This is a genomic window from Levilactobacillus acidifarinae DSM 19394 = JCM 15949, assembly GCF_001434835.1.
Lineage (GTDB): Bacteria > Bacillota > Bacilli > Lactobacillales > Lactobacillaceae > Levilactobacillus > Levilactobacillus acidifarinae.
This window is the reverse complement of sequence record NZ_AZDV01000028.1, coordinates 47,885-70,835: the sequence shown is the minus strand read 5'-3', so window position 1 is coordinate 70,835 and position 22,951 is coordinate 47,885. Positions and strand designations below refer to the sequence as shown.

Annotated in this window: 19 protein-coding genes and 1 other annotated feature (1 of these 20 only partly in view); all 19 genes read left to right on the top strand. The window is 54.2% G+C overall.

Going from position 1 to position 22,951, the window contains the following annotated elements; translation table 11 throughout:
* Window positions 1-143 (top strand) — a binding site (T-box leader) (it extends 86 nt beyond the left edge of the window).
* A 171-nt stretch (window positions 144-314) separates the two neighbouring features.
* The 19 genes from FD25_RS11945 (at window position 315) to dinB (ending at window position 22,920) form a co-directional block, all read left to right on the top strand.
* Window positions 315-956 carry an amino acid ABC transporter permease gene (locus FD25_RS11945; protein ID WP_057804511.1) on the top strand — a complete coding sequence of 214 codons (642 nt, stop codon included), beginning with the start codon at window positions 315-317 and terminating at the stop codon, window positions 954-956.
* Window positions 957-974: 18 nt separating this feature from the next.
* On the top strand, window positions 975-1,613 hold the full coding sequence (locus FD25_RS11940; protein WP_057804510.1) for an amino acid ABC transporter ATP-binding protein: 639 nt from the start codon (window positions 975-977) through the stop codon (window positions 1,611-1,613).
* Window positions 1,614-1,631: 18 nt separating this feature from the next.
* Complete coding sequence (locus FD25_RS11935; protein ID WP_057804835.1) at window positions 1,632-2,486, top strand: amino acid ABC transporter substrate-binding protein; 855 nt, start codon at window positions 1,632-1,634, stop codon at window positions 2,484-2,486.
* Between the two features lie 122 nt (window positions 2,487-2,608).
* Window positions 2,609-3,880: an EF-P 5-aminopentanol modification-associated protein YfmF gene (gene yfmF / locus FD25_RS11930; protein WP_057804509.1), complete on the top strand. Its 1,272-nt coding sequence runs from the start codon at window positions 2,609-2,611 to the stop codon at window positions 3,878-3,880.
* Window positions 3,880-5,187, top strand: coding sequence for an EF-P 5-aminopentanol modification-associated protein YfmH (gene yfmH / locus FD25_RS11925; RefSeq protein ID WP_083484166.1), 1,308 nt, complete (start codon window positions 3,880-3,882; stop codon window positions 5,185-5,187). The genes yfmF and yfmH overlap by 1 nt, the downstream gene beginning before the upstream one ends.
* Window positions 5,188-5,279: 92 nt before the next feature.
* Window positions 5,280-6,221: a helix-turn-helix domain-containing protein gene (locus FD25_RS11920; RefSeq protein ID WP_057804508.1), complete on the top strand. Its 942-nt coding sequence runs from the start codon at window positions 5,280-5,282 to the stop codon at window positions 6,219-6,221.
* A gap of 72 nt (window positions 6,222-6,293) precedes the next feature.
* A complete protein-coding gene (pgsA, locus tag FD25_RS11915) occupies window positions 6,294-6,881 on the top strand; it encodes a CDP-diacylglycerol--glycerol-3-phosphate 3-phosphatidyltransferase (RefSeq protein ID WP_057804507.1) in 588 nt (195 codons plus the stop codon).
* Window positions 6,882-6,999: 118 nt separating this feature from the next.
* On the top strand, window positions 7,000-8,250 hold the full coding sequence (locus FD25_RS11910; protein ID WP_057804506.1) for a competence/damage-inducible protein A: 1,251 nt from the start codon (window positions 7,000-7,002) through the stop codon (window positions 8,248-8,250).
* Window positions 8,251-8,342: 92 nt separating this feature from the next.
* Entirely contained in the window at window positions 8,343-9,527 is a 1,185-nt protein-coding gene (recA, locus tag FD25_RS11905) for a recombinase RecA (protein ID WP_057804505.1), read from the top strand.
* Between the two features lie 281 nt (window positions 9,528-9,808).
* A complete protein-coding gene (rny, locus tag FD25_RS11900) occupies window positions 9,809-11,368 on the top strand; it encodes a ribonuclease Y (protein WP_057804504.1) in 1,560 nt (519 codons plus the stop codon).
* A 128-nt stretch (window positions 11,369-11,496) separates the two neighbouring features.
* Complete coding sequence (locus FD25_RS11895; RefSeq protein ID WP_057804503.1) at window positions 11,497-12,294, top strand: TIGR00282 family metallophosphoesterase; 798 nt, start codon at window positions 11,497-11,499, stop codon at window positions 12,292-12,294.
* Window positions 12,295-12,325: 31 nt separating this feature from the next.
* A complete protein-coding gene (gene mutS, locus FD25_RS11890) occupies window positions 12,326-15,016 on the top strand; it encodes a DNA mismatch repair protein MutS (RefSeq protein ID WP_057804502.1) in 2,691 nt (896 codons plus the stop codon).
* Window positions 15,017-15,239: 223 nt separating this feature from the next.
* The gene (mutL, locus tag FD25_RS11885; protein WP_057804501.1) at window positions 15,240-17,255 is read left to right on the top strand and encodes a DNA mismatch repair endonuclease MutL; all 2,016 of its coding nucleotides are present in this window, start codon (window positions 15,240-15,242) and stop codon (window positions 17,253-17,255) included.
* Between the two features lie 75 nt (window positions 17,256-17,330).
* Entirely contained in the window at window positions 17,331-17,933 is a 603-nt protein-coding gene (ruvA, locus tag FD25_RS11880) for a Holliday junction branch migration protein RuvA (protein ID WP_057804500.1), read from the top strand.
* A gap of 28 nt (window positions 17,934-17,961) precedes the next feature.
* The gene (gene ruvB, locus FD25_RS11875) at window positions 17,962-18,978 is read left to right on the top strand and encodes a Holliday junction branch migration DNA helicase RuvB (protein ID WP_057804499.1); all 1,017 of its coding nucleotides are present in this window, start codon (window positions 17,962-17,964) and stop codon (window positions 18,976-18,978) included.
* 25 nt (window positions 18,979-19,003) lie between these two features.
* On the top strand, window positions 19,004-20,038 hold the full coding sequence (queA, locus tag FD25_RS11870; protein ID WP_057804498.1) for a tRNA preQ1(34) S-adenosylmethionine ribosyltransferase-isomerase QueA: 1,035 nt from the start codon (window positions 19,004-19,006) through the stop codon (window positions 20,036-20,038).
* 12 nt (window positions 20,039-20,050) lie between these two features.
* Window positions 20,051-21,196 carry a tRNA guanosine(34) transglycosylase Tgt gene (gene tgt / locus FD25_RS11865; protein ID WP_057804497.1) on the top strand — a complete coding sequence of 382 codons (1,146 nt, stop codon included), beginning with the start codon at window positions 20,051-20,053 and terminating at the stop codon, window positions 21,194-21,196.
* A 73-nt stretch (window positions 21,197-21,269) separates the two neighbouring features.
* The gene (gene yajC / locus FD25_RS11860; protein WP_225428519.1) at window positions 21,270-21,698 is read left to right on the top strand and encodes a preprotein translocase subunit YajC; all 429 of its coding nucleotides are present in this window, start codon (window positions 21,270-21,272) and stop codon (window positions 21,696-21,698) included.
* 166 nt (window positions 21,699-21,864) lie between these two features.
* Window positions 21,865-22,920 (top strand): DNA polymerase IV, encoded by a 1,056-nt coding sequence (dinB, locus tag FD25_RS11855; RefSeq protein ID WP_083484182.1) that lies wholly within the window; start codon window positions 21,865-21,867, stop codon window positions 22,918-22,920.
* Window positions 22,921-22,951: the final 31 nt, after the last annotated feature.

Here is a 22,951-nt window from a genome sequence, read left to right as displayed (position 1 = left end):
CACATCTGTGAGTTGGTCGTCTGAAGATTGAGTAGGATGATTCGGGTTAGCCCGTTATCGCTGGAGTTGCTTGCAACTCACTGAGGTTGGTTTAGTGATAGACCAACGAACAGGGGTGGAACCACGATGTGATCGTCCTCTAGATCTATTGGGTCTAGGAGGGCGTTTTTTAATTTCGGGGGCTCTGGCGGTGCGAGCAACTCCCTGAGTCGGCGTGGCGTGAGCCCGTCGAAAATTGAGGTGGCACCGCGGTCAAACGTCCTCTTGGATTAAGTTCCAAGTGGGCGTTTTTTAGTTGAGAAGGAGGAATAGGCATGCACTACGTTAGCGAAATTTTACCCTCACTGATTTCCGGAACCGGAATGACGTTATCGATTTTCTTTTGGACCATTATTATTTCCATTCCCTTAGGGATCTTGGTGGGGCTAGGCATGATGACCAGGTTTAAGCCTTTAACCTGGATCATCAACATTTACGTGTGGTTGATGCGGGGAACCCCATTGTTACTGCAATTAATTTTTGTTTTTTACGGGTTACCGATTATTGGGGTAGTTTTTCCCCGCTACGAGGCGGCGTTGTTCGCCTTTATCCTGAACTACACGGCCTACTTCGCCGAAATCTTCCGGGGAGGGCTACAGGCCATCCCCGCGGGCCAGTACGAAAGTGCCCGGGTCTTGCGGTTGACTAACTGGCAAACGTTACGCAAGATCGTGATTCCCCAAGTGGTCAAGATCGTCTTACCGTCGATTGGTAACGAAGTCATCAACCTGGTCAAGGATTCCTCGTTGGTCTACGTGATCGGACTTGGCGATCTGTTACGGGCCGGTAACGTGGCCATGGCGCGTGACGTCACGCTCCTGCCGATGGTCTTAGTGGCCGTCATCTACCTGTTATTAACGGCGGTCTGCACGTTAGTGTTACGCCGGTTGGAAAAGCACTACAGCTATTGGCGTTAGAGAAAGGATGGTCAGCATATGCTTGAACTAAAAAATATTTCCAAGAAATTTGATGGCAAGGTCATCCTGGATAACGTGAACTTGACCGTTCAGGACGGTCAGATCTTAACCATTGTGGGTCCGTCCGGCGCCGGAAAAACGACGTTACTCCGGTGTATCAGCGGGTTGGCTTCGGTAGACGGAGGTCAGTTTCTCCTGGACGGCAAGCCTTTTGATCCCGCCACTAACCGGGATAACGATTCCGTGATCGGAGTGGTTTTCCAGGACTTTCAACTCTTCCCTAATTTGACGGTCTTACAAAACGTGACTTTAGCACCCACCATGGTGCTGAAAAAGAACGCTCAGACCGTGACCACCGAAGCCCGTAACTTGCTCCAACGCTTAAACTTAGATGGCAAGGCGGACTTGTATCCCTACGAATTATCCGGAGGTCAGAAACAACGGGTCGCCATTGTGCGGGCGTTGGCCATGCATCCCAAACTCCTGTGTTACGACGAACCGACGTCGGCACTTGATCCGGATCTTCGGCACGAAGTCGAACAGATTATCTTGAACTTAAAACAGGAGGGCATGACCCAGATCGTGGTCACCCACGATATTCCGTTCGCGGAAAACATCGCCGATCAGATGCTGCGGGTAGAACCCAAGCAAAACTAAGGAGGACGTCATATGAAGATGAAACGGGTAGCCCGCTGGCTTTTGGGCCTTGGCCTCCTGGTTGGTCTGGGATTGAGCTTAGCGGGGTGCAGTAACGTGACCCAACGGGCGAACACTCAAGATACCTGGGCCAAGATGCAAAAACGCGGTCACGTGGTCGTGGGCCTCGACGATACGTTCGTCCCCATGGGTTTTCGGCAAAAGAGTGGCAAGCTGGTCGGTTATGATATCGACCTGGCACGGGCCGTGTTCAAGTTGTACCACATTAAGGTCGACTTTCAGTCCATCGACTGGTCGATGAACGCGACCGAGTTGCACAACGGTACGATTGATTTGATTTGGAACGGGTTTTCCATCACGCCGGAACGGGCCAAGAAGGTGGCGTTCTCCGACGTTTACCTGAATAACGACCAAGTCTTAGTTACGCTAAAGAAGGACCACATCACCTCGTTTGCCGGGATGACGGGCAAGGTCTTGGGCGCGCAGAGTGGGTCGTCCGGGTATAACGATATCGATACCTACCCGAAGGTCTTGAAGAACCGCATCAAGAACCACAGTGCGATTCAGTACGATTCCTTCACCAACGCCTTTATCGACCTGAATTCGGGGCGGATTCAGGGGTTACTGATCGATAGCACCTACGCGAACTACTACGTTAAGCACCAGGCGCATCCCGAAGACTACCGGGTCATCCGGGGTAATTTCCCCAAGGAACAGTTCGCGGTGGGCCTGCGGAAGGGTGACGTGACCATGCGGCGAAAAATTAACGCGGGTATGAAACGGTTAGCCGCCAACGGGACGCTCGAAAAAATCAATGAAAAGTGGTTTGGCAGCAACGTTGATACGCCGTTGCTAAAAAATACTGAAAAATAAATCATTAACCGGGTGAGACCGCGTGTCTCCCCGGTTTTTGCGTAGGGGGATTGCTTGTATTTCCAGGGCGCTTCCCTTATCATTAAACTTCGTTAGGTTTTTTGCGAAGGAGGCAATTGCGCGTGCATTTACGCATTAAAGACGGGGTAACCTTAGATTTGTTACCCACCAAACAATTTAAAACCGTTGGCATTAAGGTCGATTTCGTGACCCCCTTACGCGCAACGGCGATTACGGCGCGGGCGTTATTGGCCCAGGTCTTAGAGACCAGTACCGCCGCGTATCCGACCCAAACGGCCCTGGCGCGACAACTATCCGCCATGTACGGGGCTAACTTTGGCATCACGGTCCTGAAGGCCGGCACGCAACACATCGTGCGTTTGACCTGCTCGGTCGTGGACGAACAGTATCTGACGAGTTACGCGGATACGCAACCGCTATTTGAGCGGGGGATGGCGTTACTCCAAGCCGTCCTGTTCGACCCACTGTTACCTAACGGGCACTTTGACCCGACGACCTTCACCCAGCAGCGTCAGAACCTGTTGACGGCGATTAAATCGTTGGACGATGACAAACAATACTTAGCCAACCGTCGGCTCCAAGAGTTACTCTTTGCCGGTCAGCCGACCCAGGCCATGAGTGCTTTGGGGGACATCACCACGCTGGGCGAATTGACCGCCGCCGACATTCTAACCACGTATCACGACATGTTGGCTCACGATGCCGTGCACGTCGCCGTGATCGGGGACGTGACGGCAGAACGGGCCCAAGCGGCGCTTACAACCTGGCCCTTAGTGGCGCGAGAAGTTCACGAAACGCTGCCATACTACCAGTGGGAAGCCCGACCGACCGTTCAGGTGGGCGATGACGTGGCGCCAGTCACGCAGGCGAAGTTGAACCTGGCTTACCGGGTGCCCGTCTACCGTAACGACGCGGACTTCATGGCCACGGTGGTCTTTAATGCGGTCTTCGGGGGCACGCCGCTGTCGCTGCTCTTCACCAACGTGCGGGAAAAGGCTAGTCTGGCCTATTACGCTAGCAGTAGCTATAGTCCGTATACGGGGACGATTAGCGTTCAGACGGGGATTCAAGCGCAGAATCAACAACGGGTGCTCACCATCATTGCCGAACAATTGGCGACCCTCCAACGGGGGGAACTATCCGCGGACTTGTTAGCCGAAATCAAGGCGAGTCTGCGTAACGCCCGTTTGACGGTGTTAGATAGTCCCCAACGGTTGTTAGATGGGCGGTTAAACGCTCAGCTGACCCACGTCACTACGTCCCTGGCGGATTGGCAGGCCGCGTTAGACGCTGTGACGGTGGCCGACGTTCAGCGCGTGGCCCAACGAGTCACGTTACAAGCCACGTATTGCTTACACGGAGGTGAGGACTAATGTTGACACAACAAGCTTACGACCGGTTAGGCGAAACGGTCTACCGCACGACGTTGGCCAACGGGCTACGGGTGGTGTTGGTGCCTAAAGCGGGATTTCACAAGACGTTTGCCATCATGACCACCGACTACGGGTCCATCGACAATCACTTTGTGCCCCGTGGTCAACAGTCGGCCGTACGGTTCCCCGACGGGATTGCGCACTTTTTGGAACACAAACTTTTTGAAAAGAAGGATCACGACGCCTTTGACCTGTTCGGTCAGTACGGGGCCAGTTCCAACGCCTTTACCAGCTTCACGCAGACTAGCTACCTGTTTGCCACGACCAGTCAACTGCACGCCAACCTCGACATCTTACTCGACTTCGTGCAGGACCCTTACTTTACCCCGGCAACGGTTAATAAAGAAAAGGGCATCATCGGCCAAGAGATTCAAATGTATGATGACGATCCGGGGTGGCAAAGCTACTTTGGGATGATCGGCAACCTGTATCCCAAGGAACCGTTAAGTATCGACATTGCCGGGACGGTGGCGTCCATCGACCAGATTACCGCCGATGACCTCTACGCGGCCTACCGAACCTTCTACCATCCCAGCAACATGAGTTTGGTGCTGGTCGGCCAACTTGAGCCAACCGAAACGCTAGACTGGATTACGACCAACCAGGCTAAGAAAACTTTCGCCCCGGTCAGCCCCTTACAACGGGTGGCCAGTCCGGTTACCGCACCCGATGAAGTGATTGCCCACACCACCCGGTACTTGGCCGTGACGCGGCCCAAGGTGAGTCTGGGAATCCGGGGGTACGATGCCGTTCCCGCGGGCCGGGCGGGGTTACGCTATAACGTGGCGTTGTCTCTAGTCTTTGACCTGTTGTTCAACGATACCAGCGATAATTATTTGCGGTTGTACGATGCCAACGTGATCGATGACAGCTTTGGTTACGACTTCTTGGTCCAAAGAGGCGCACACTTCGGTCAGCTCGCCGGGGACACGGATCACCCCGAGCTTTTTGTGAGTGAGATGCAGGCCATCTTAGCCGATGTCTTGCCCCAGTTACAAGCGGCCCAACCTCAATTTGACCTGGTTAAACGTGAGGCGATTGGCCGGTTGATTGGGGCCGTGAATTCGGTGGAAGCCATCGCCAACCAATATTCGGGACCGTTGTTTGCGGGGTCCACATTATTTGATGAACTAACTATTCTGGAGGCCCTACAATTTGACGACCTCTTACCGCTAGCCCAGGCCTTCTTTACGCAGGGGCGGCAGACCGTGGCGACCATCTTGCCAGAAGGTTTAAGAAACCGTTAAATCCAGAATTCTAGGCGCTGACGCTGAAAATGACGCGGCGCCTATGCTATACTGCAATAGAGAAAACTGAAATAAGATGGAGAGTTTACAACATGAGTGAGAACAACAAAATTACACTGGGAAAGACGTTAAAGGACGCGCGGATTGCCAAGGGGTATACGTTAGACGACTTGCAACAGGCAACCAAGATTCAAAAGCGTTACCTGATTGCGATTGAAGATCAACAATTTGATGAGTTACCGGGAGACTTTTACGTCCGGGCGTTCATCAAGCAGTACGCTGACATGGTTGATTTGGATGGGGCCGAACTGTTAAAGCAATTTGATAGTGCACTCCCCAGTACGCAGACACAGGAATACGTCGATAAGGTTAACGAAAACAACCCGGAAACTCGATCACAACAACGTAAGGTGGACGATCGGTCGCTACAGCTACGGCGCCTGATCCCGATTACGGGAATCGTGGTCGTGGTGCTGGTCGTCTTGATCGGCATCTGGGTGGCGGCCGCAAAGAGCGGTCATTCCACGGCGAAGCAAAACGTCGACAGTAGTTCGGTCAGTGTTTCGGGGAGCAGCTCCTCCAGTTCGTCGAGTAGCTCTTCATCGAAGAAGAAGGCTTCTTCCAAGAAGAAAACCACGACGGCAACGTTTAAACAGTTGAGCGCGACGACGTCCGGGTCAACTTGGGAAATGAAGAACGCCCCAAGCAAGCGGACGGTGAAGTTAGCGGCAACTGGCAGTAGCTGGATGTCCGTCACGGTAGGTGGGTCGACGACCTGGCAAGGGACCTTGTCCGCTAGCACGTCGCACACCCTAACGATTCCGAGTTCCGCGACGAGTGTGACCTTTAAGTTCGGTAACGCCCCCGTTACGACGGTGACCGTTAACGGCAAGAAGTTTAACTTCGGTTCGACCACGGCCACGAGTACGGCGTCGAGCAGTAGTAGCAGTACGACGACGGGAACCACGACGACTAGCAGCAGTGCAAGTACCAATACGACGCAGGTTCAAGAAGTCACGTTGGAATTTAAGTAACCATCAAAAAGCGGGTCGGTCCGTCACGATCGGCGCGCTTTTTTTGTGAGTGATTCGAAGGAGGAAAAGGTTTTGAACGTACCTAATCGGTTAACCATCATGCGTATCATTTTGATTCCCATCTTTTTGTTGATTTTAGTGTTGCCCCTGAATTGGGGGACGGTCACTTGGTTAGGGACCAGCATCCCCGTGACCCACGTCTGGGGGGCATTGATCTTTGCGGTCGCCTCCATTACCGACTTTTTGGACGGACAGATTGCCCGGCGGCAACATTTGGTGACGAATTTTGGGAAATTCGCCGATCCGTTAGCCGATAAGATGATCGTCATGACGGCCTTTATCTTGTTAGTGGCCATGAATGCCGTGCCCGCTTGGGGCGTGGCCATTATTGTTTGCCGGGAATTAGCCGTGACGGGGTTACGGTTGATTGTCGTGGAAACCGGAGGACGGGTCCTAGCCGCCGCTTGGCCCGGCAAGATTAAGACCACGACGCAGATGGTCGGCATCATTCTGTTGTTGTTAAACAACATCGGCTTTGGTGCCATCAACGTGCCAATGGCCCTGATTTTCTTCTACGTTTGCCTGTTTTTCACCATCTACTCGGGTATCGATTATTTTGTTCAAAACCGGCAAGTCTTTGCGGAATCGTCGGCGGAATAAGTTGAATTTAACCAAACCTTCCCCAGTTGTTGCTCACGGGGAAGGTTTTTTTAACGGCCGACGAAAAAATAATGGTATGCTTGACGGAGTTACTTAAGATTGCTGAGGAGGGGTGACCATGCAAGCGGAAATTATTGCAGTGGGAACGGAAATTTTATTAGGACAAGTTGTCGATACGAATTCGGCCTTTATCGCCCAAGAGCTCGCGAGTGCGGGCATTGAAGTGTATTACCATTCGTTAGTGGGGGATAACGCCGACCGGTTGACGGCCGTGTTGGAACAGGCGCGATCACGCAGCGATTTAGTGGTGATCAGCGGCGGCCTCGGTCCCACGAAAGACGACCTGACGAAGCAGACGGTGGCCCAACTCCTAGGCGTCAAACTGGTCGAAGACGCGGCAGCGATGACGAAAATTCAGGCGCACTTTGCCACGACGGGACGCCCTTTGACGCCCAATAATCGGCTTCAGGCGTTGTATTTAGCCGGTAGTCAGCCCCTTAAGAACCTTACGGGGATGGCCGTGGGGGCCTTCTATCAGGACCCGCACGGCGCAGACATGATGTTACTCCCCGGACCACCCAGTGAACTAGAACCAATGTTTATCCACGAAGCGTTGCCGGCCTTAAAGCACACCTATCAGCGGCAAGAGTACCTGACGTCGCGCGTGTTGCGCTTCTTTGGCATCGGGGAGAGTCAACTGGTGACCCAGTTGAGTGATCTGATCGACCAGCAGACGAACCCGACGATTGCCCCGTACGCTAAACGCAACGAGGTGACCTTACGATTGACGGCGCAGACCACGGAAACGGCCTCGGCAGAGACGCTGCTGAATCAGTTGACGGCCACCATCAAGGAACGGGTCGGCGATTACCTTTACGGGTACGGTGATGATAATAGTCTAGCCAACGTGGTGGTTCATCAATTGATTGCCCGCCACCTGACCATTACGGGGGCCGAAAGCTTAACGGCAGGTGAATTCCAGAGTACTATCGGGTCGATTCCCGGGGTGTCGGCGGTGTTCCCCGGTGGGTTCGTGACTTACGCCAACCGCGCCAAGCACGAATTGCTAGGAATTCCCCAAGATATTATTGAGACGCAGGGCGTGGTGAGCGAAGCGACGGCCAAAGAAATGGCCGAACGTTCCCGGCAACTCTTAGACACGGATCTGGCACTCAGCTTCACGGGAGCCGCCGGACCGGATAGCCTAGAAGGGCACCCCGCCGGGACCGTTTGGTTAGGGTTAGCTCAACGGGGACAGGCCCCCCAGGCGAAGCTGATGCACTTTGCGGGAACCAGAAGCGATGTACGGATGCGGTCCGTTTTGAGTGGTTTGGACTGGTTACGGCGCAGCCTCCTCAATGAAAATTAAGGGGAACTTTTGTTCTCTTTTCGCTTGCATTCTGGGAACAAAATCGGTATAGTATTACTTGAATATTTAAGAGCAACTAAAGGAGGATTTGGATGGCTGACGAACGACAAGCGGCGTTAGATAAAGCGCTGAAGAAGATCGAAAAGGACTTCGGTAAGGGGTCCATCATGCGGATGGGCGACGATACCAAGACACAGGTCTTGACCGTCCCGTCTGGCTCGTTGGCTTTAGACGTAGCCTTAGGAGTCGGCGGTTACCCGCGGGGACGGATTGTAGAAATCTACGGTCCTGAATCATCCGGGAAGACCACGGTCGCCTTACACGCGGTTGCCGAAGTGCAAAAGCGTGGGGGAACGGCGGCCTACATTGATGCCGAAAACGCCCTGGATCCCGCCTACGCGACGGCTTTAGGGGTCGATATCGACAATTTACTGTTATCCCAACCAGATACTGGGGAACAGGGACTCCAAATTACGGACGCCCTGGTGTCCTCCGGTGCCGTGGACATCGTGGTCGTCGATTCTGTGGCGGCCTTGGTTCCCCGGGCCGAAATTGAAGGCGAAATGGGTGACGCCCACGTGGGGTTACAGGCCCGGTTAATGTCTCAAGCGCTCCGGAAGTTATCGGGGACCATTAACAAGACCAAAACCATTGCACTGTTCATTAACCAAATTCGGGAAAAAGTCGGTGTGATGTTCGGGAACCCCGAAGTAACGCCCGGTGGTCGTGCTTTGAAGTTCTACGCGACGATTCGTTTGGAAGTTCGTCGGGCCGAACAGATCAAGAACGGTACCGATGTGATTGGGAACCGAACCCGAATTAAGGTTGTGAAGAACAAGGTTGCGCCGCCGTTTAAGAAGGCCGAAGTGGATATCATGTACGGTCACGGAATTTCCCAAACGGGGGAACTTCTCGACATGGCGGTGGAAAAAGACATCGTGGACAAGAGTGGTTCTTGGTACTCGTACGGTGAAGACCGGATCGGCCAAGGTCGGGAGAATGCCAAGCAATACTTGGCGGATCACCCGGACATGATGGCGGAAGTCAATCAACGTGTGCGGGCGGCTTATGGCGTTTCGGACGAAGCAGAGACGGCTGAAACCAAGGATGCTAAGGACGCTAAGACGGCGGCCAAGGCCAAGGACGGTGCTAAGACCGAGTCCAAGGCAACGACGTCCAAGGATCCTGCGGCGAAGTCCACGCCTAAGGTGGATACCACGCCGGGAACGTCTAGTCATTCTGGCGCGACGGTGATTCAACCTAACCAGCATAAATAATGACAAAAATGGTTTGAGCCAGTGAGCTCAAGCCTTTTTTATTGGCCAGAAATCTTGAATTGATGCGAAATAAAGGGCGTTAGTAGCGTAGCTTTTCCGTTAATCGGTCCATTCGGGACGTTTGGTAAGGGACCGGCGGTGAACTTCGTGCGGCTTTCTGGTGAGTTTAGTTGACAGGCTTGATGGCAACTATTAAAATTGAATTTGTGTCAGTTATCATACAAACATCTTAAAAAGTCTGATTTTTAATTAGTCATTTTTGATGATGCGGAGGTGGAATCATGAGTGTTCCAAGCATAATCCTCGCAATCATCGCTATCGTTGTTGGTGTCGTGGGTGGTTATTATCTACGGAAATCCGTCCATGAACGCAAGTTAGACGCTGCTAAGTACACGGCCAAGGGTGTGTTAGCAGAGGCTCATAAGCAAGCCGAGACGGCTACTAAAGAGGCACTACTTAGTGCTAAAGAGGACAGTCATCAGTATCGTGCGGAAGTTGAACAGGAGCTCAAGCAACGGCGAGCCGAAGTTCAGAAGCAAGAGGATCGGTTGATTCAGCGGGAAGAAACGCTGGATCGCAAAGACAACTCGTTGGAGAAGCGTGAAAACGCTTTGAACCGGCGGGACAAAAAGTTGAGCGCTGAAGAGCAAAATTTGACTAAGAAACAACAACAAGCAGACTCACTGATTGAAAAACGGCAGACGGCGGTTGAATCCGTCGCTGCTCTCTCCCAGGAAGACGCACGGGACCTGATTATTTCCGAAGCCAAAACGGCTTTGGCCGGGGAACGGGCGAAAATGATCAAGGAAAGCGAAGAAACTGCGCGCAAGACGGCCCAGGCAAACGCCAAAGACCTCATTGTTTCCGCAATTCAACGGAGTGCCGCCGACATGGTGACCGAAACCACGATTACCGTGGTCACGTTACCCAACGACGACATGAAGGGACGAATTATTGGCCGGGAAGGCCGCAATATTCGGACCCTAGAAACGTTGACCGGAATCGATTTGATTATCGACGATACGCCTGAAGCGGTTGTTTTGAGCGGGTTTGATCCGTTACGACGTGAAGTCGCGAAGATCGCGCTGGAGAAGTTAATTCAAGACGGGCGGATCCATCCGGCTCGAATTGAAGAAATGGTAGCCAAAGCCAAGAAGGAACTGGGCGAACACGTCCGGGAACTCGGGGAACAGGCCACCTTTGATTTGGGAATTCATTCCATGCACCCTGAGTTGATCAAACTCGTCGGACGGTTGAATTTCCGGATTTCTCATGGGCAAAATGCGTTAGCCCATTCCATTGAAGTGGCTAAGATCACTGGGGTCTTAGCCGCCGAACTCGGTGAGGATGTTACGTTAGCAAAACGTGCAGGATTACTACATGATATTGGCCGCGCTGCAGAGCACGAAGATGACAGTTCGTACATTACGCTCGGAACGGAACTGGCGAAGAAGTACCGGGAAAGTTCGACCGTTGTGAACGCCATTGCGGCTCAAGCAGACCAAACGGCACCGCAGTCCGTGATTGCGGAACTGGTTAGCACCGCGGATACAATTTCCGCGACCCGACCAGGCGCACGGTCGGATTCCCTGGAAAGTTACATTCACCGCTTAGACAAGCTGGAAACGATTGCCAATGATTTTGACGGCGTCGATCATAGTTTTGCCATTCAGGCGGGCCGGGAAGTTCGGGTAATTGTGCGGCCGGAGAAGATTTCCGATACAGATGCTGTGGTCTTGGCCCGCGACATCAAGAAACAAATTGAAGGCGACCTGGATTACCCAGGTCACGTCAAAGTTTCCGTGATTCGGGAAGTTCGGTCAGTTGAATATGCAAAATAAGTCAGAGAAGCTAGGCCAATTGGTCCTAGCTTTTTTACGTCATGGACGAAAAAAGCATGGTAAAATAGACAATATTTATAACGACGGGGGTCGCCGCTAGAGTGGCCCGTCAAGATAGGGGTACAAAGATGCGTATTTTGTTTGTTGGTGACGTGGTCGGCAACGTTGGTCAGGCCATGATTCACGAGTATTTGCCACAACTCAAGCGGGATTTAAAACCGCAAGTCACCATCGTTAACGGTGAGAACTCAACGCCGGTCGGCCGGGGAATCAGTTACAAGATCTATAAGCAACTCTTAAAGGACGGGGCCGACGTGGTCACCATGGGGAACCATACCTGGGATAACGCCGAGTTGTTCGACTTTATCGACGACGCCAACCGCTTGGTGCGGCCCGCTAATTTCCCGGGAAAAACGCCGGGCCAGGGGTGGACTAAGATCAAGGTCAACCAACAAACATTGGCCGTGGTGAACCTACAGGGACGAGTCTTCATGAACCAGCTGGTCGATGACCCGTTCGCCATGATGGCGGATCTGGTGAATGAACTCGACACGCCGTTTGTCTTCGTCGATTTTCACGGCGAGGTCACCAGTGAGAAACGAGCCTTTGCCATGCGGTTCACCGGAGATGTTTCAGCAGTCGTCGGGACGCACACCCACGTGCAGACCAGTGACGCGCAAGTGCTCGACCACCAGACGGCCTTTCTGACCGAAGTGGGGATGACCGGGCCGGCCGACAGCATCTTAGGCATGCAGGCCGATAGCGTGATTACCAAGTTCGAAAATCAACGACCAGCCCGCTATACGGTCCAAGAACAGGGCCCCGGGATCCTCTCCGGCTGTGTGATCGACGTCAACGATAAGACGGGGCACGCGACCGCCATTCACGAGATCCTGATCAGTCCGCAACACCCGTACCAAAGCTAAGCGCTAAAAATGGAAGGATGACACAGTTTTCATGAGTAGTACACCAAAACAAACGCCAATGATGGTTCAGTACCAAAAGATTAAGGATCAATATCCCGACGCCTTTTTGTTTTACCGGCTGGGGGACTTTTACGAGATGTTTAACGAGGATGCCGTTAAGGGCTCCCAACTCCTGGAACTGACCCTGACCACCCGGAGTCATAGCGCCAAGAACCCAATCCCCATGTGTGGGGTGCCGCATAAGGCCGTCCAAAACTATATCGATATTTTAGTGGATCAGGGGTACAAGGTGGCCATTTGTGAACAGATGGAAGATCCTAAGTTGGCGAAGGGCATGGTCAAGCGCGAGGTCATCCAACTGGTGACGCCCGGCACGCAGACCGATACCGGTGCGGCTGGTGCCAAACGAAACAACTATTTAACGGCGCTGATTATGCCGCAACCCGACCACTACGGTCTGGCCTATACCGACCTGTCGACCGGGGAACTCAAGGTGGCGGCCATCGACAACCTGACCACGGTCATGAACGAACTAATGAGCTTGCAGACCAAGGAAGTCGTGGTCGACGCTAGCGTACCCACGGAATTAACGGACCGCCTGAAAAAGTTGGGCCTCTTGGTGTCCCAACAGTTAGACGTTCAGGCTAGTTCGGAAGTTAGTTACGTGGAACAGGACCTGACCGAACCGCGACTAATTCAGGTCGTGGGGCTTCTAGTGACCTACGTGACGGCGACCCAGAAACGTAGCCTGGCGCACCTGCAACGGGCCGTGGCGTACCGGCCAACGGCCTTTCTGAAATTCGACCATTCGTCGCAGGTCAACTTGGAGTTAACCCAGAACTTGCGGACTAAGAAGAAGTCCGGGACCCTGTTGTGGTTGTTAGACGAGACTAAAACCGCGATGGGTGGCCGATTGTTGAAACAGTGGCTGGATCGCCCCCTGATTGATCAGGCCCAGATTGAAGATCGTCAGGCCAAGGTAGGCGCGTTACTCGACCACTACTTCGAACGCAACAGTCTTCAAGACGAACTGGTTAAGGTCTATGACCTGGAACGCTTAGCCGGTCGCGTGGCCTTCGGGAGCGTCAACGGCCGAGACCTGATCCAATTGCAAACGTCGTTGGAACAGGTGCCACAAATCAAGCACACCCTAGAAGAACTTGACGAGGCCGTTTTTGATTCGATGCTCGACCAACTCGATCCGGTCAGTGACGTTGCCGACGCGATTCAAGCGGCCATCGTGCCGGAACCGCCCCTGTCGGTGACCGACGGTGGGGTGATTCGCGACGGCTATAATGACCAGCTCGACACCTACCGCGACGCCATGCGCAACGGGAAACAGTGGTTGGCCGAGATGGAAGCCCACGAACGCGAGGTCACGGGCATTAATAACCTGAAGATTGGGTACAACCACGTTTTTGGGTACTATATCGAAGTCACCAAAGTGAACTTAAACAAATTACCGGCCGACCGTTATGAGCGGAAACAAACGTTGGCCAACGCCGAACGGTTCTCGACGCCGGAACTCAAGGAAAAGGAACGGTTGATCTTAGAGGCCGAAGAAAAGTCGGTCGCTTTGGAATATCAACTGTTCGTGGACTTAAGAGAACAGGTGAAGCAAGCCATCACCCGGCTACAAAAGTTGGCCGCCGCGATTGCGAGCTTGGACGTGTTGCAAAGCTTTGCGGTGGTCAGCGAAGATTATCACTTCGTGAAGCCGACCTTTACGCCGGGCCACGTCTTGGATATCCAACAGGGCCGCCATCCCGTGGTCGAAAAGGTGCTGGGCCGGCAGTCCTACGTGCCCAACGACGTGACCATGCCCGATGACACCAACATTCTGCTAATTACCGGACCGAACATGTCCGGGAAGAGTACCTACATGCGCCAGCTGGCGTTGACCGTGATCATTGCGCAGATGGGGTGCTTCGTGCCCGCCGAAAGTGCGCGGATGCCGATTTTTGACCAGATCTTTACGCGCATCGGGGCGGCCGATGACCTGATTTCGGGTCAGAGTACCTTCATGGTCGAAATGCAGGAGGCCAACCGAGCGTTAAGTCAGGCGACGGCCAACAGCTTGATCCTATTCGACGAAATTGGGCGGGGGACGGCGACCTACGATGGAATGGCGTTAGCCCAGGCCATCGTGGAATACGTCCACAACAAGGTTCACGCCAAGACCCTGTTTTCGACCCACTACCACGAATTAACGGCCCTCGACACGGTCTTGCCGCAATTAAAGAACGTGCACGTGGGCGCCGTGGAGCAAGACGGTGACCTAGTCTTCTTGCACCAGGTCCAACCCGGCCCGGCCGATAAGTCCTACGGGATTCACGTGGCGAAGTTGGCGGGGATGCCGGAGTCACTCTTGCACCGCGCCGACGTGATCTTACAAGAACTCGAGCAGCAAGCCGCTGATGCGCCGACCGTGACCAAAGAAGTGGTGACGGGGCAGGTCGCACCGAAGGCGGTGCCGGCTGAATCGACACCAGACACACCGGCGACGCCAGCTGTAGCGGCCACAGAACCTGCGCCGGCTGCCCCTAAGTCAACGGCGGCTGCCGAAACCGACCAACAGTTGTCGTTGTTTACGGACGAACCCGAACTCAAGCCGGCGCAGGCCAAGGTCTTAGACCAGTTAAGGGATCTGAACCTGATGGGGATGACGCCGATGGCCATCATGAACCAGGTTTATCAGTGGCAACAGAAGCTCAATAAATAATTAGCTTTTAACTATATCTAAAAAATTGTTTTCAAATTAGCGAATTGGCTGTTGAAAGTTATGGTGATCGGGCCTGGTCTTAGGCCGGCGAATTAGGGCTTGAGGGCTGACCTTGCTGAAATTAACACCAACTGTGAGTTTCATTTTCAAGCTGCAGCCGGAGAGCGACTAATTTCATCTCAAGTTGTTAAGTTTCATAAGTTAGACGAAAGGAAGGGTCACAATGGCGAAAATTCATGAATTAGCCTCGGTGTTAGCCGATCAGATTGCGGCGGGAGAAGTGGTTGAACGTCCCGCCTCCGTGGTCAAAGAATTGGTGGAAAACGCCATTGACGCCCACAGTACCCAAATCGACATCACGGTCGAGGAGGCCGGCCTTAAACGGATTTCGGTGGTCGACGACGGCGATGGTATTGCCGATGACGATACCGAAATGGCGTTCAAGCGCCACGCGACCAGTAAGATTACCGACCGGCGTGACTTGTTTAAGATTAAGTCGCTGGGGTTTCGGGGTGAAGCGTTACCCAGTATTGCGTCAGTGGCGGACGTGACGTTGACCACCTCGACCGGTGGTGTGGGGACCATGATCCATAACGTGGGGGGCCACATTGTGGCGCACGAACCCGCGGCGGCGCGTAAGGGCACCGATATCACGGTCACCGATCTATTCGGTAATGTCCCGGCACGACTGAAATACCTGAAGTCCCCGACCACCGAATTGTCCAAGATTACCGATATCGTGAACCGCATTGCGTTGAGTTACCCCAACATCGCCTTTTCGCTGGTGCATAACGGCCGTGAACTCACCCGAACCAGTGGTCGTGGGGACCTACAACAGGTGATTGCCGGGATCTACGGGGTGCAAAGTGCCCGTAAGATGGTGGCGATTGCGGGGGAAAACCCCGACTTTAAGGTGACGGGCTACGTCAGTTTACCCGAACTGACGCGGGCCAGTCGTCAGTACATTTCCATCCTGCTCAACGGGCGTTACATCCACAATTATCAGCTTAGTAAGGCCTTGGTGGCGGGGTACGGCTCGAAACTCATGGTTGGCCGGTACCCGTTGGCGGTGCTCGCCATCACCATGGACCCGTTATTAGTCGACGTGAACGTGCACCCGACTAAACAAGAGGTGCGAATCAGTCAGGAACCCGAGTTAACGCAGCTGATCCAAAAGACGGTGTTCGATCGGTTGGCGCAAGAGAATCTGATCCCGGACGTCTTTAACGACTTACCGCAGACCAAAACGCGCGAACCGGCCAGTGACCAGTTGACCATGGCATTAAATGACGTCTCTCAGAAGTACCAACCGACGACGGCCCCGCCGTTAACGCACCGCGCCGTGACGCCGCCGGTCACGGCGCCGGCATCAACCGCGGCGTCAGTGACCACCCAACCGGCCGAGCCCCTAGACGCTACGCCAGCGGGGCCAGCACCGTTGAGTACCCCGGTAACCAGCCCGGTGGAACCCGTGATGGTGCAAAAGGAAGCCGAGTTGACCTTACCCCTGGTCAAACAATTCGATGCGAAATACCGCAACGAAGGGAAAGTCTGGGCGTTAGGCGCGCCGGCACCGGAATCAGCCGCACCGGCAGAATCGGCCGCACCGCAACCGGCCCCGACACGTTTTCCCCAGTTACGGTATCTGGGTCAGGTGCACGGGACCTACCTGTTGGCCGAGGCCGACGATGGGCTGTATCTGATCGACCAACACGCCGCCCAGGAGCGGGTGAACTACGAGTTCTACCGCCAGGCGATTGGGGAGGTCAGCGACGACGAGCAGAAGCTTTTAGTGCCCATCGTGTTGGATTACCCCACCACCGACGTACTGGCCTTAAACGACCATTTAGACACCTTAGCTAGTGTGGGGCTGAACCTCGAATCGTTTGGTCCGAATAGTTTTATCGTCCACGAACACCCGACCTGGTTCAAGGCGGGGCAGGAGACCGATACCGTCAAGGAAATGGTCGACTGGGTCTTACGCGACGGGAAGCTGACCGTGGCGGCCTTCCGGGAGAAGACGGCCATCATGATGAGCTGTAAGCGGGCCATCAAGGCCAACCACCACTTAGATGATCAACAGGCGCGTGCTTTACTGGTTAAGCTGGCGACGGCCGAGAACCCGTTTAACTGCCCGCACGGTCGGCCCGTATTAGTTCATCTGACCGACCAGGACCTAGAACGGTTGTTCAAACGCATCCAGGACCCGCATCATAGTGGGGATGATTGGGGCGAGTAGTCCATCTTAAGTTTTTCCGGAATTATGGTACAATTTAAATGCAAACATACGTTTTCTTAAAGGAGCTTAATCGGCATGTATGAATACCTGCGGGGAACCGTGGCGGCGGTGACGCCCGACCATATCGTGGTGGACGTTCAAGGCGTCGGCTACCTGGTCAACACGGCCAATCCCTACCGTTACACGGTCGACGACCAAGTTACCATTTACGTGTATCAGGCCGTTAGTGATTCGGCCCAGACCCTTTACGGGTTTAGTGACTACGCGGAGAAACAACTCTTCTTAAAGCTGATCGCGGTCAGCGGCATTGGGCCCAAGAGCGCGTTGGCCATTCTCGCTAACCCGGACCATCAAGGGCTGATGCTGGCCATCAAGACCAACGACGTCAGCTTTTTGACCAAGTTTCCCGGGGTGGGGAAGAAAACGGCGGGCCAACTGGTCTTGGACTTGCAAGGCAAGCTCGACGACTTAGCGCCGGCTGACACGCCAGACCTCTTTGAACCGGAAACCGTCACGACCGGTGAAGGCAACGCCCAATTGGACGACGCCTTAGCTGCGTTACTGGCGTTGGGTTACCGGGAAACGGCCATTAAAAAGGTGACCCCCAAGTTACGGCAATTTGCGGGGCACGATACGAACGATTACCTGAGCGAAGGCTTACGGTTATTGACTAAGTAAGGTTACGACAAGAAAGGAGGGGTCGAGCATGGCAGACGACGACCGCATCGTGTCCCCAGAACCGGAGGACGCCAGGGAAGATTCCGTGGAGAAATCTTTACGACCCCAAACACTGGGGCAATACATCGGCCAAGCACCGATCAAACACGAATTAAACGTCTACATCCAGGCGGCTAAGCAACGAGAAGAGTCCTTGGACCACGTGTTGCTCTACGGCCCACCCGGTCTAGGGAAAACCACTTTGGCCTGGGTGATTGCTAACGAGATGGGGGTGCAGGTTCGCACGACCAGCGGGCCGGCCATTGAAAAACCGGGGGACCTAGTTGCATTACTTAACGAACTGCAACCCGGTGACATTTTATTTATCGACGAAATCCACCGGCTACCCAAGGTGGTTGAAGAAATGCTGTATTCGGCGATGGAGGACTTCTACATCGATATCGTGGTGGGCCAGGGGCCGACCGCGCATCCGGTGCACTTCCCGTTGCCGCCGTTTACCTTGATCGGAGCCACGACGCGAGCGGGACTGTTATCGGCACCGTTACGCGACCGCTTCGGCATCGTCGAACACATGGCGTACTATAACGCCAACGACCTCGAAGAAATCGTGTTGCGGTCGGCCGATATTTTTCAGACCCCGATTGCGCCAGAAGGGGCCCACGCCATCGCGTTGCGGTCCCGGGGGACACCACGAATTGCCAACCGGTTACTGAAACGGGTCCGGGACTTTGCGGAAGTTTCCCCGGATCACGATACCATTGACCCAGAAATCGTGGATCACGCCTTAACGTTGTTACGCGTGGACTCCGCGGGACTGGACTCGACGGATATTAAATTGCTGACCACCATGATCGACTACTATAACGGTGGTCCGGTGGGACTGAACACCTTAGCGGCTAACATCGGTGAAGAGACCGAAACGGTGGCCGCCATGTACGAACCCTACCTGCTACAACGCGGATTTCTCAAGCGTACGGCCAAGGGGCGCGTAGTAACCGAAGCGGGTTACCGGCACCTGGACCGACCGTTTCCAACTGCCCAATAAGACCGCCTAAAAGGAGTGTTGCCCCATGGCTGAAACCCTAGAGGACTTTGATTACGAGTTGCCGCACGAGCTGATCGCCCAGACGCCGATCAAACAACGGGATACGTCCCGGTTACTGGTGCTTGATCACCGGACCGGTGAGCTGACCGATCGACACTTTTACGACATTTTGGATGAATTGCACCCCGGGGATGCCGTGGTGCTGAACAACTCCCGGGTGATGCCCGCCCGGTTGTACGGCGTCAAACCGGCAACCGGTGGACACGTCGAGGTTTTACTCCTGCATAACGTCGAAGGCGACGTGTGGGAGACTTTGATGAAGCCGGCCAAACGCTTACGAGTGGGGACGACGGTTAGCTTTGGGGACGGTCAATTGACGGCGACCATTACCGCAGAACGGGCGGATGGCGTTCGTCTGATCGATTTTCACTATGACGGGATCTTTATGGAAATTCTGGAACGCTTGGGCGAGACGCCGTTACCGCCTTACATTAAGGCGAAGTTGGCTGACCCGGATCGGTACCAGACGATTTACGCCAAGGAAAACGGGTCGGCGGCCGCCCCCACGGCCGGTCTTCACTGGACCCAGGACTTACTCGATCAGGTGGTGGCCAAGGGTGTGAAGCTGGTTTATGTGACCTTACACGTTGGCTTGGGGACGTTTCGGCCCGTGGAAGCAGCCAACATCGAGGATCACAAGATGCACAGCGAGTTCTACCAGCTCGACGCGCAGGCCGCCCAAACGTTGAACGACGTGCGGGCCCACGGGGGTCGGATCGTGGCGACCGGGACCACGTCGATTCGGACGTTGGAAACCATCGGGACCAAGTTCCATGGCCGGTTACAAGCCGATGCCGGGTGGACCGACATCTTCATCAAACCGGGTTATCACTGGCAGGTGGTCGACGCGTTTATCACCAACTTTCACTTGCCTAAATCGACGTTGGTGATGCTGGTGGCCGCCTTTACCGGCCGCGACCAGATACTCAACGCCTACCAACACGCCATCGACCAGCGGTACCGCTTCTTTAGCTTTGGCGACGCGATGTTTATCAAATAATTGGAGGCAACTATGGAACCCGCGATTAAGTATCACCTGATTAAAACCGAAAAACACACGGGTGCCCGCCTGGGAGAAGTGATCACGCCCCACGGGACCTTCCAGACCCCCATGTTTATGCCGGTGGGGACCCAGGCAGCGATGAAGGGCGCCGTTAGCCCTGAAGAACTCGCCGAGATGGGCTCCCAGGTCGTGTTAGCCAATACCTACCACCTCTGGCTTCAACCGGGCCCCGACCTGGTGGCAGAAGCCGGCGGGCTGCATCAGTTTATGAACTGGCACAAGGGAATCTTGACCGATTCCGGGGGCTTTCAGGTTTTTTCGTTGGCCAAACACCGGAAGTTGACCGAAGAAGGGGTCCATTTCCGCAATGAAATCAACGGCGACAAGCTCTTCTTATCGCCCGAAAAGGCCATTAACATTCAAAATAAATTGGGCCCGGACATCATGATGAGTTTAGACGAATGTCCGCCGTTTTTTGAAAGCTACGACTACGTGAAACACTCCGTGGAACGCACGTCGCGCTGGGCGGAGCGGGGGTTAAAAGCCCACGCCCATCCCGATTATCAAGGGTTGTTCGGTATCGTGCAGGGGGCCGGGTACGAAGACCTCCGTCGGCAATCGGCGCGTGATTTGGTTAGCTTGGATTTTCCGGGCTACTCGATTGGCGGGCTGTCGGTGGGGGAATCCAAACCGGAAATGAACCGGATCTTGGAACTGACCACGCCGTTACTGCCCACCAACAAGCCCCGGTACCTCATGGGTGTGGGGACCGCCGATTCATTGATCGACGGGGTAATTCGTGGTATCGACATGTTCGATTGCGTGTTACCGACCCGGATTGCGCGTAAGGGCACCTGCATGACCAGTCACGGGCGGTTGGTGGTCAAGAACGCCGCTTTCGCACACGATTTTCGGCCCATCGATCCCGAGTGTGACTGCTACACCTGTCGACACTACACCCGGGCCTACCTCCGCCACCTGTTTAAGGCGGACGAAGACTTTGGCCGTCGTCTAACTAGTTATCACAACCTATACTTCCTGCATCACCTGATGAAGCGGGTCCGTCAAGCGATTCTAGACGATCATTTATTAGAATTGCGGGAAGAAGTTTTCGAAAAGTACGGCTACAATGCCGAACATCCCAAGAACTTCTAGAAATAATTGGACGGATTCCCCGGAGTCTGGTAAAGTTGTTCATTAGAGTAAGTTACAGAAGGAGTGAACAAATGTGTTAAGTAATCTGGTAGTTGCTGCGGCCAGTCAATACTCCACGTTGATCATTTTAGTGGTCTTCTTGGCGTTGATGTATTTCTTGATGTTACGGCCACAACAAAAGCAACAAAAGAAGCACCGGGACATGATGAGCGACCTGAAGAAGGGCGATCACGTGATCACCATCGGGCGCTTACACGGTGTGATTGATGAAATCAACCAGGCCGACAAGACGGTCACTTTAGACTGTGACGGGATTTACTTGGTCTTTGACCTCCGGGCCATCGCCCAGGTCACGGCGCAAGCACCACAAGCCGTCACGGCTCCCGCCGCTGAAGAAGCCGCTAAGGACGACGCCAAGGACACGGCTGAAGAAGCCGCTGACGATTCAACCGACGACTCAGCAAAGGCTGACGACGACTCGACGACTAACGAAACTAAATAAGTTCGTGAAATCAACGACTCCACTTAGGGGTCGTTTTTTTGCGGCGTTAAGGGATGCAAACGAACAAACGTTCCGGTATAATGGAGCTAAATGATCAGGAAAGGGGCGAAGGGACGTGCCACAACCGGCGGCTAAATTTACACAACGGAAAATCATCCACGTCGACATGGATGCCTTTTACGCGTCCATCGAGATGCGCGACCATCCCGAATTTCGCCGGCACCCCTTGATTATCGCTAAGGACCCGCGGAAAACGGGGGGACGCGGGGTGGTCACGACCGCCAACTACCTGGCCCGCAAACACGGCGTCCACTCGGCCATGAGTGCGAACGAAGCGCTTAAGCTGTGCCCCGAGGCGATCTTTCAAACCCCGAACTTTCCGCACTACCGCGAAGTTTCCGCACAGATCCACCGGATTTTTCACGAGTACACCGAGAAAATCGAGCCGGTGGCCTTTGATGAAGCCTACCTGGACGTCACCGAAAATAAGCATCACTTACGCTCGGCCGTCCAGGTGGCCCACGAGTTGCAGGCCGAAATCTACGATCAGACGCACCTGACTTGTTCGACGGGAATCTCTTACAGCAAGTTTCTGGCCAAGGAGGCTTCGGACTTTCGTAAGCCGGTGGGCGTTAGCGTGATTTTGCCCGAAGACGCGCACGACTTTCTGATGGCGCTGCCCATCGAACGGTTTCGGGGAGTGGGCAAGAAGACCGTCCCCAAGATGCACGACCTGGGCATCCAAACCGGCGCCGACTTGTACCAACGTTCGCAACTGGAATTGATTCACGACTTTGGCAAGTTCGGCTACGTGTTGTATCAACGGGTCCGGGGCATCGACGAACGGCCCGTCGAGTATCAACGGGAGCGAAAGTCGATCGGTAAGGAACGCACGTATGGCCCGCCGTTGACCACGGTGGGTGAGGTGGAAAACCAGTTGCGGCGGTTAGCGACCATGGTGGCACAGACCGTCGCGCAGAAACAGCGCCACGGTAAAACGCTGGTGTTAAAATTACGAACTAGTGATTTCACCACCGTGACTAAGCGCATCACCCAAGAAGATTTTTTGGCTAACGAAGCGGAGAACTATTACGATTTGGCGTTAGGCCTCTACCACGAGGTCGCCACGGCCGATGAACAGATTCGCCTGTTAGGGATCACGATTACCGGGCTGGCGGCGCAGAGTTTTGAAAACGTACGGCTCCCTTTATGGGGCGATTAGACAGACTTTCTTTGAAATTACCCCCCAAAAC